General features: G+C 68.2%; 8 protein-coding genes. 3 read left to right on the top strand and 5 right to left on the bottom strand.

Annotated elements, in window-relative coordinates; all coding sequences use genetic code 11:
* The first annotated feature begins 162 nt into the window (after nucleotides 1-162).
* On the top strand, nucleotides 163-609 hold the full coding sequence (locus ACRC20_RS00375; RefSeq protein WP_438684342.1) for a hypothetical protein: 447 nt from the start codon (nucleotides 163-165) through the stop codon (nucleotides 607-609).
* A gap of 18 nt (nucleotides 610-627) precedes the next feature.
* Here the strand turns inward: ACRC20_RS00375 and ACRC20_RS00370 are convergent, their stop codons facing one another.
* The 5 genes from ACRC20_RS00370 to sdhC form a co-directional block, all read right to left on the bottom strand.
* A complete protein-coding gene (locus tag ACRC20_RS00370; protein ID WP_438684341.1) occupies nucleotides 628-2,673 on the bottom strand; it encodes a solute carrier family 23 protein in 2,046 nt (681 codons plus the stop codon).
* Nucleotides 2,674-2,781: 108 nt separating this feature from the next.
* Nucleotides 2,782-3,585, bottom strand: coding sequence for a succinate dehydrogenase iron-sulfur subunit (locus tag ACRC20_RS00365; protein WP_438684340.1), 804 nt, complete (start codon nucleotides 3,583-3,585; stop codon nucleotides 2,782-2,784).
* Nucleotides 3,585-5,342, bottom strand: coding sequence for a succinate dehydrogenase flavoprotein subunit (gene sdhA / locus ACRC20_RS00360; protein ID WP_438684339.1), 1,758 nt, complete (start codon nucleotides 5,340-5,342; stop codon nucleotides 3,585-3,587). Before sdhA ends, ACRC20_RS00365 begins: the two co-directional genes overlap by 1 nt.
* 31 nt (nucleotides 5,343-5,373) lie before the next feature.
* Nucleotides 5,374-5,796 carry a succinate dehydrogenase hydrophobic membrane anchor subunit gene (locus tag ACRC20_RS00355; RefSeq protein WP_438684338.1) on the bottom strand — a complete coding sequence of 141 codons (423 nt, stop codon included), beginning with the start codon at nucleotides 5,794-5,796 and terminating at the stop codon, nucleotides 5,374-5,376.
* Complete coding sequence (sdhC, locus tag ACRC20_RS00350) at nucleotides 5,796-6,173, bottom strand: succinate dehydrogenase, cytochrome b556 subunit (RefSeq protein WP_438684337.1); 378 nt, start codon at nucleotides 6,171-6,173, stop codon at nucleotides 5,796-5,798. Before sdhC ends, ACRC20_RS00355 begins: the two co-directional genes overlap by 1 nt.
* Before the next feature lie 234 nt (nucleotides 6,174-6,407).
* Here sdhC and ACRC20_RS00345 point away from each other — a divergent pair, with 234 nt between their 5' ends.
* Together ACRC20_RS00345 and ACRC20_RS00340 are read left to right on the top strand one after the other, a co-directional pair.
* The gene (locus ACRC20_RS00345; protein WP_438684336.1) at nucleotides 6,408-6,812 is read left to right on the top strand and encodes a cytidine deaminase; all 405 of its coding nucleotides are present in this window, start codon (nucleotides 6,408-6,410) and stop codon (nucleotides 6,810-6,812) included.
* Complete coding sequence (locus ACRC20_RS00340; protein WP_438684335.1) at nucleotides 6,809-8,098, top strand: thymidine phosphorylase; 1,290 nt, start codon at nucleotides 6,809-6,811, stop codon at nucleotides 8,096-8,098. The genes ACRC20_RS00345 and ACRC20_RS00340 overlap by 4 nt, the downstream gene beginning before the upstream one ends.
* Nucleotides 8,099-8,102: the final 4 nt, after the last annotated feature.

The following is an 8,102-nucleotide window of genomic DNA, read 5'->3' as shown; positions in this document are numbered from 1 at the left end:
GGGGCGGCCCGCTTCTGCGTTCTGCGCTGTGGAGACGTCCTCGGGCGGGCTCCGGCCATGCTGCTATGCTCCGTCCTGCGACGGAGGGAGGCCTCCGCTCGTCGGACCTGGCCGCCATCACGATCAGACCGTCATCTCGATTCAAAAGTGGGGAATCACGCTATGCGCTCGTCTCGTCTCGCCTCTCTCGTCCTCGCGGCAGCCGCTGTCTCGGGCGGCTTCGTCGCCCCGGCCCATGCCGACCCCGCCGACGACTGCGCCGTCGTCAACGGCTATTTCGGCCAGATCGTCGGCTACCAGCGCGGGCTCGGCGCGGGCGGCGCGCCCAATATGGACGACCCGGACTCGGTGAACAGCTTCTACTCCGCCGCGATCGACACCGCGAACCAGGAGCTGCAAGACGCGAGGTCTGCGCTCGCACAGCTCAAGGACCCGTCCGTCCGCCAGAAGTTCAATGCGTACATCGGCGTGCTCAGCCAGTTCCCAGGCCTGTTCGCGCAACGCAGAGCCGCCAAGACCGAGGCGCAGCTGGACGCGGTCAACGCGCGGGGCGGGGATCTGCAGGGCAGGCTGGGCGATGCGGAAGGCGACGTGCACGGCGTCTGCTAGCCGGGCGTCCGCCACAGCTCACAACTCTGTGGCGAGCTGTTGGCGCGTCGCCGCGATCGGGTTCGCGTCGGCGATGGTGTCGTCGAACCGGTGGTTGAAGATTCTGATCGCCTCCATGAGCGCGAAGACGCGCTCGGCCACCGGCGAGTTCGCCATTCTGGACCAGCCGCTCGCGACGACGCGCTCGTAATGCTCCACATCGCGCGCGCAGACGATGAGCGGGAAGCCGAACCGCTCGCGGTACGCGCCGGTGAGCGCTCCGATATCGGCATAGACCTCGTTGTCCACCGCGTCGATCCCGTTCGCCGCGTGGTCGAGCGCGTATGTGTGCCCGACGTCGTCGGCGCTGGCAAGCTCGGGGAAGGACCGCAGCAGCGAAAGCTGCTCCTCGTCGGAGGAGGAGAGCAGGGCGTTTTGGAAGGCGCCTCGGAGCTCGACGACGTCCGCGAAGGGCCCCTGCTCGCGGCAGCGCTCCAAGAGCCAGGTTTGGCCGTGGAAGACCCTGCTGAACGTCTGGTCGAACTCCTCCGCCCCCATCGCATTGACCTGGTCGAGCGTGGTCAGACGCGCGCCGGGGCGTCCCGCCACGCCCGGCCCCCGGCCGCCGGTGTGGAAGAAGAGCAGGTTGAGCAGGATCGCGGTGATGGCTCCGAGCGTGATGCCGGAGCCGAAGAAGATCCGCGCCCAGTGCGGGAACGCGGTCGCGATCGAGCCGAAGGCGGTGACGAGCCCGGCCATGCCGACAGTCGTGCCGACGACGATGCCGTTCCGGTGGTCGGTGAAGTCCACTTTCTGCAAGGTCTGCACGCCCGCCACCGCCACGGCGGCGAACAAGGCGAGCGCCGCGCCGCCGAGCACGGGGTGCGGGATGCTCGCGACGGCCGAGCCGGTTTTCGGCAAGAGGCCGAGGACGATCATGACGGCGCCCGCCGCCGCGACGACCCACCGGCTGCGGACCCCGGTCAACCGGACGAGCCCGACGTTCTCGGCGAACGCGGTGTAGGGGAATGAGTTGAAGAGGCCGCCGAGCGTGGTCGCGAGCCCGTCGGCGCGGATCGCCGCCGCGATGTCGTCGGCGCGGATCCGCTTTCCGACGATCTCGCCGGTCGCGTAGCTGTCGCCCGTCGTCTCGATCATGTTGATGAGCATGACGACCGCCATGGAGGCCACTGCGGTGACGGAGAATGTCGGGACGCCGAAGGACAGCGGGGTCACCACGGCGAACCACGGCGCGGCGGCGGCGCCCGCGAGGCTGGTGTCGCCGAGGACGAGCGACACGGTCGTGCCCGCGACCAGGCCGATCAGCACCGCGACGGTTTGCAGGAAGCCCCGCGAGAAGCGTTGGACCAGCAGCACGACGGCGAGCGTGCCGAAGGCGTATGCGAGATTTTTCAGGAGCAGGCCCGGGTTGCGCACGGCGTAGTCGAGCGGGGCGGTCTGCGACACGTTCGACCCGGTGGCCGGATCGACGTAGAAGCCGTTCTGGCCGACGATCGCGCCGAACGTGATGTCGCCCGCGGCGACCGGGATCAGGGCGACGCCGATGACCAGGATGATCGAGCCGGTGACGACCGGGGGGAAGTAGCGGATCAGCCTGGCGAAGAACGGGGCGGCCGCGATGGTGAAGAGCCCGGCGACGATGACCGATCCGTAGATCGCGAGCAGGCCGTCGACGGGCTGCCCGCCTCGGGCGATGGCAGCGGTCCCGATGGCGATCATCGGGCTCACCGCCGTGAACGCGACGCCTTGGAGGAGGGGCAGCCGGATGCCGAACCGCCACCGCCCCCGGCCGAAGCCGACCGCCTGGATCAGCGAGGCGATCCCGCAGGTGAACAAGTCCGCGTTGATGAGGTGGACGAGTTGCGCCTCGGTCAGCCCAAGGGCGTTCGCGACGAGGATCGGCACGAGGACCGCCCCCGCGTAGAAGGCGAGCACATGCTGGAACCCGTACGCGGCGAGCTTCTGGAGGGGGAGCAGCTCGTCGACCGGATGGACGGCCCGCCTCGTGGCCGAGGAGGGCTTCGGGGGCGCGGAGGGCATTGCGGCTGCGGGAATGGACACCATCTCCTTGGCTTCGGTTTCGCCGGTGGCCGACGAAACCGGTGTTGTCGGGATGGTTGCTAGTATCGCGCGGCTTCTGTGGTCTCGCAGGGCGAGCGGAGCCTTATGCCGCTACTTCGAGCCGAACATGATGGCCCGCTTGACCTCTTGGATGGCCTGGGTGACCTGGATGCCGCGCGGGCAGGCGTCGGTGCAGTTGAACGTGGTGCGGCAGCGCCACACCCCGTACTCGTCGTTCAGGATCTCCATCCGCTCGGCCCCGGCCCGGTCGCGGCTGTCGAAGATGAACCGGTGCGCGTTCACGATCGCGGCAGGGCCGTGGTACTTGCCCTCGGTCCAGAACACGGGGCACGACGTGGTGCAGCAGGCGCAGAGGATGCACTTGGTCGTGTCGTCGAAGCGGTGGCGCTCCTCGGCGCTCTGCAGCCGCTCCTTCTCCGGGAGGGGGCCGTCGTTGATCAAGAAGGGCTTGACGGACCGGTACGCGTCGAAGAACGGCTCCATGTCCACGATCAAGTCCTTCTCCACCGGGAGGCCGTTGATCGGCTCGACGGTGAGGACGACGGGCTTGCCGTCTTTGCGCAGGAGGTCCTTCATGAGCACCTTGCAGGCCAAGCGGTTCACGCCGTTGAGCTTGATCGCGTCGGACCCGCACACCCCGTGCGCGCACGAGCGGCGGAACGTCAGCGTCCCGTCCAAGTACCCCTTGATGTAGAGGAGCAGGTTCAGCACCCGGTCCGTCGGAAGGGCGGGGACGAGGAAGTCCTGCCAGCCGTTCGCCGAGGAGTCCTCGGGATTGTGGCGCAGGACGCGGACGGTGACCATGGTCGAGCCTTCGGGCACCGGGGGCTCGAGCGCTCCGTCGACGGACGGCGTGTACTCGGAGAGCGGGGCTTCTGTCTGTGCGGCGGTCATCAGTACTTGCGCTCCATCGGCTCGTAGCGGGTTTCCACGACGGGTTTGTAGTCCAGGCGGATCTCGGAGATCAGCTCGGAGCCGTCTTTGTACGCCATGGTGTGCCGTTTGAAGTTCACGTCGTCGCGGGCGGGGTAGTCCTCGCGGGCATGCCCGCCTCGGGACTCCTTGCGGGCGAGCGCCCCGATCACGGTCACCTCGGCCAGCTCCAGCAAGAAGCCGAGCTCGACGGCTTCGAGCAGGTCGCTGTTGTAGCGCTTGCCCTTGTCCTGGACGGTGATGTGCTCGTAGCGCTGCTTGAGCGTGTGGATGTCGGTGAGCGCCTGCTTGAGCGTCTCCTCGGTGCGGAACACGGAGGCGTTCTCGTCCATGGACTTCTGCAGGGTGGCCCGGATGTCGGCGACGCGCTCCGAGCCGTGCTCGGAGAGGATGCCCGCCATCCAGGTCTCCACCATCTGGTGCGGAGCCTCGGGCAGGGGCGTGAAGTCGACCGACGCGGCGTACTCCGCCGCCGCGATCCCGGCGCGGCGGCCGAAGACGTTGATGTCCAAGAGCGAGTTCGTGCCGAGCCGGTTCGCGCCGTGCACCGAGACGCAGGCGCACTCGCCCGCGGCGTACAGGCCGGGGACGATGTCGGTGTTGTTGCGCAGCACCTGGCCCTCGACGTTCGTCGGGATGCCGCCCATGACGTAGTGGCAGGTGGGGAACACCGGGACCGGCTCTTTGACCGGGTCGACGCCGAGGTAGGTCCGGGAGAACTCCATGATGTCCGGCAGCTTCTCGTCGAGGACGCTCTCGGGGATGTGCGTGACGTCGATGTAGACGTAGTCCTTGTTGGGACCGGCTCCTCGGCCCTCGAGCACTTCGAGCACCATGGACCGCGCCACGATGTCGCGCGGCGCGAGGTCCTTGATGGTCGGGGCGTAGCGCTCCATGAACCGCTCGCCGGAGGCGTTGCGCAGGATGCCGCCCTCGCCCCGGACCGCCTCGGAGATCAGGATGCCGAGGCCCGCGAGGCCGGTGGGGTGGAACTGGTGGAACTCCATGTCCTCCAGCGGCAGGCCGCGGCGGAAGACCACGCCCATCCCGTCGCCGGTCAGGGTGTGCGCGTTCGAGGTGGTCTTGTACATGCGTCCGGAGCCGCCGGTGGCGAAGATGATCGCTTTGGCGTGGAACACGTGCAGGTCGCCGGTGGCGAGCTCGTAGGCGACGACGCCGGTGGCGACCGGGCCGTCGGCGGTCTCGGTCAGGACGACGTCGAGCACGTAGAACTCGTTGTAGAACTCGATGTTGTGCTTGACGCAGTTCTGGTAGAGCGTCTGCAGGATCATGTGCCCGGTGCGGTCGGCCGCGTAACAGGCCCGGCGGACCGGCGCTTTGCCGTGGTCGCGGGTGTGCCCGCCGAACCGGCGCTGGTCGATCTTGCCCTCGGGCGTGCGGTTGAACGGCAGGCCCATCTTCTCAAGGTCGATGACCGCGTCGATGGCCTCTTTGCACATGATCTCCACCGCGTCCTGGTCGGCGAGGTAGTCGCCGCCCTTGACGGTGTCGAAGGTGTGCCACTCCCAGTTGTCCTCTTCGACGTTGGCGAGGGCGGCGCACATGCCGCCCTGCGCGGCCCCGGTGTGGCTGCGGGTCGGGTACAGCTTGGTGAGCACGGCGGTGCGCGCCCTCGGGCCTGCCTCGATCGCGGCGCGCATGCCCGCGCCGCCGGCGCCGACGATCACCACGTCGTACTCATGGTTGTGAGTCGTCATGATGTTACCTTTCTCCCAAAATTCTCTGTGATCACGCGTGGAAGGCGATCAGCGCGTAGCTGCCCGCGACCAGGGTGATGACGGCGGATAGTCCGAGGATGGCGCGCAAGACGAAGCGAGTCGCGGGTTTGCGCGCGTAGTCGTCGATGACGACCCGCACGCCGTTCGTGCCGTGCAGCTCGGCGAGCCACAGCATGATGAGGTCCCACCCCCGCCAGAACGGCTGGTGCCAGCGCTCGGCGACGAACGCGGCGGTCACCCGGTGCACGCCTGGGTTCGGGCCGCTTGGGTCGAAGGTCAGCATGATGAGCATGTGCCCGAGGGCCAGCAGGACCAGGGCGACGCCGGAGATCCGCATGAAGAACCAGGCGTGCCGCTCGAAGTGCCGCCATCCGGCGCTTTTCTTCGACGGGCCGGGCGAAGCGGCGGTGGAGGGGGTCAAAGTCGCAGTCATCAGAGATTCCTCACCCAGATGTAGAACATGACCCCGCCCGCCACGGCGAAGACGGCGAGCCACGTGGCGCCGACCGCCCACAGCATGGTCCGCTGGTAGCGGGGCCCCTTGGACCAGAAGTCGACGAGCACCACGCGCAGCCCGTTGAGCGCGTGGAAGAGCACCGCGCCGAACAGCCCGATCTCCAAGATGCCGAAGAGCGGGGTCTTGTACGTGCCGATCACCTCGTCGTACAGGTCCGGGCTGATCTGGATGATCGCGGTGTCGAGGACGTGGACGAACAGGAAGAAGAAGATGGCAACGCCCGTGAAGCGGTGCAACACCCAAGACCACATGCCAGGGTCGCCGCGATAGAGCGACCGCGTGCTCACTGCCATGGCGCCTCCATGTCTCTCAATTCTGCCTCCATCTCTGTCTTGCCGGTCCCGCTGTCGGGCCCGATGGAACGGAGCTAATACTGGTGACTCTAGACCTCGCGGAACAGCCGGAAACCACGACTCCCTGTGGCGGGGGGACAGAAGAAAAGAATAAGGTTTGCCTACCCAATGTTACTGGTCGGGCAAGAATAGGCCCTGCGATGTTTCCAATTATTGGAAAGGAAAAGAACGAGCGTGCCAGAGATTCAGTGGGAAATCCTTCGCGAAAAGGCAAAAGAAGCGATGCGCCGCGCGCATGCCCCGTATTCCCATTTTCCGGTGGGCGCGGCCGGGCTGGCAGACGACGGACGGATCGTCGCCGGATGCAATGTGGAGAACGTCTCACTCGGACTCACCCTTTGCGCGGAGTGCGGGCTCGTCGGCGCGCTGGCGCTCGGCGGCGGCGGCAGGCTCCTCGCGATGGCGTGCTGCGACGGGGAGGGCAGGCCGCTCATGCCGTGCGGGCGCTGTCGGCAGCTGCTCTACGAGCACGGCGGCCCGGAGATGCTCGTGGACCACGAGGACGGGCCGATCCCGCTGCGGGAGCTGCTGCCGCATGCTTTCTCGAGCGAGCTGGCTATGGGAAGGAATGAGAAATGAGCGAACACTTCGACGCGGTGTCGGTCATCGCGGCAAAACGCGACGGGCAGGCGCTCACCGACGGGCAGATCGACTGGGTGGTCTCGAATTTCGCCACGGGCGACGTCGCCGACGAGCAGATGGCGGCGCTCGCGATGGCGGTGTTCCTGAACGGCCTCGACCGTCGGGAGCTCGTCCGCTGGACCCAGGCGATGATCGGCTCCGGCGAGCGGCTGGACCTGGCGGGGCTGAGCAGGCCCACCGTGGACAAACACTCCACCGGCGGCGTGGGGGACAAGATCACCCTGCCGCTGACGCCGCTCGTCGCGGCCTGCGGCGCGGCGGTGCCGCAGTTGTCCGGCAGGGGCCTCGGGCACACCGGCGGCACCCTGGACAAGCTGGAGTCCATCCCCGGCTGGTCGCCGCACCTCTCGCCGCAAGCCTTCGCGGCCCAGTTGGAGCAGATCGGCGGGGTGGTCGCGGCGGCTTCGAGCGACCTCGCGCCCGCCGACCGCAAGCTCTACGCGCTCAGGGACGTGACCGGCACTGTCGAGTCCATCCCCTTGATCGCGAGCTCGATCATGAGCAAAAAGATCGCCGAGGGCACCGGCGCGCTGGTGCTCGACGTCAAAGTCGGCTCCGGCGCGTTCATGCAGAACGTCGAGAGGGCCAGGGAGCTGGCCGAGACGATGGTGGCGATCGGAACAGACGCGGGAGTGCGGACCACGGCGCTGCTGACCGGCATGGACGTCCCGCTCGGGCTCGCCGTGGGCAACGCCCTCGAAGTCGCCGAGTCCGTCGACGTGCTGCGCGGCGAGGGCCCCTCGGACGTGCGGGAGCTCACCTTGGTCCTCGCCGAGGAGATGCTCCGGCTCGCGGGGATCGATCCGGGCAAGGCCCGCGAAGCGCTCGACTCGGGCAAGGCGCACGAGGCGTGGCGCGCGATGGTCCGCGCGCAGGGCGGGGACCCCGACGCGCCCTTGCCGAAAGCCGCGTACCAGGAGACGGTCGTCGCGCCGAGGCCGGGCAGGGTGGCCAAGGCCGACGCGCGCGGGATCGGCGTCGCGGCGTGGCGGCTCGGCGCGGGCCGGGAGCGCCAAGGAGACCCGGTGTCCTTCGGGGCGGGAGTCCTCCTCGCGAAACGTCCGGGCGACCTGGTCGCGGCGGGCGAGCCGCTGGCGACGATGTTCGCCGACGAGGCGGGCCGTTTCGACCGCGCTCGCGACCTGTTGGCGGCGAGTTTCGAGATAGCAGGCCCGGAGGCGGAATTCTCGCCGCCCAGCCTCGTCATCGACCGCATCGGATAAGCCC

The organism is Segniliparus sp., assembly GCF_051660745.1.
In the GTDB taxonomy this organism is placed as follows: Bacteria; Actinomycetota; Actinomycetes; order Mycobacteriales; family Mycobacteriaceae; genus Segniliparus.
This window is presented reverse-complemented; position numbering and strand designations above follow the sequence as displayed.

What these genes read in the sequence shown, in the direction of transcription:
- sdhC (WP_438684337.1), bottom strand. Translation starts at nt 6,173, where the DNA reads ATGGCAGTGAGCACGCGGTCGCTCTATCGCGGCGACCCTGGCATGTGG.
- sdhA (WP_438684339.1), bottom strand. Translation starts at nt 5,342, where the DNA reads ATGACGACTCACAACCATGAGTACGACGTGGTGATCGTCGGCGCCGGC.
- ACRC20_RS00370 (WP_438684341.1), bottom strand. Translation starts at nt 2,673, where the DNA reads ATGGTGTCCATTCCCGCAGCCGCAATGCCCTCCGCGCCCCCGAAGCCC.
- ACRC20_RS00375 (WP_438684342.1), top strand. Translation starts at nt 163, where the DNA reads ATGCGCTCGTCTCGTCTCGCCTCTCTCGTCCTCGCGGCAGCCGCTGTC.
- ACRC20_RS00365 (WP_438684340.1), bottom strand. Translation starts at nt 3,585, where the DNA reads ATGACCGCCGCACAGACAGAAGCCCCGCTCTCCGAGTACACGCCGTCC.
- ACRC20_RS00340 (WP_438684335.1), top strand. Translation starts at nt 6,809, where the DNA reads ATGAGCGAACACTTCGACGCGGTGTCGGTCATCGCGGCAAAACGCGAC.
- ACRC20_RS00355 (WP_438684338.1), bottom strand. Translation starts at nt 5,796, where the DNA reads ATGACTGCGACTTTGACCCCCTCCACCGCCGCTTCGCCCGGCCCGTCG.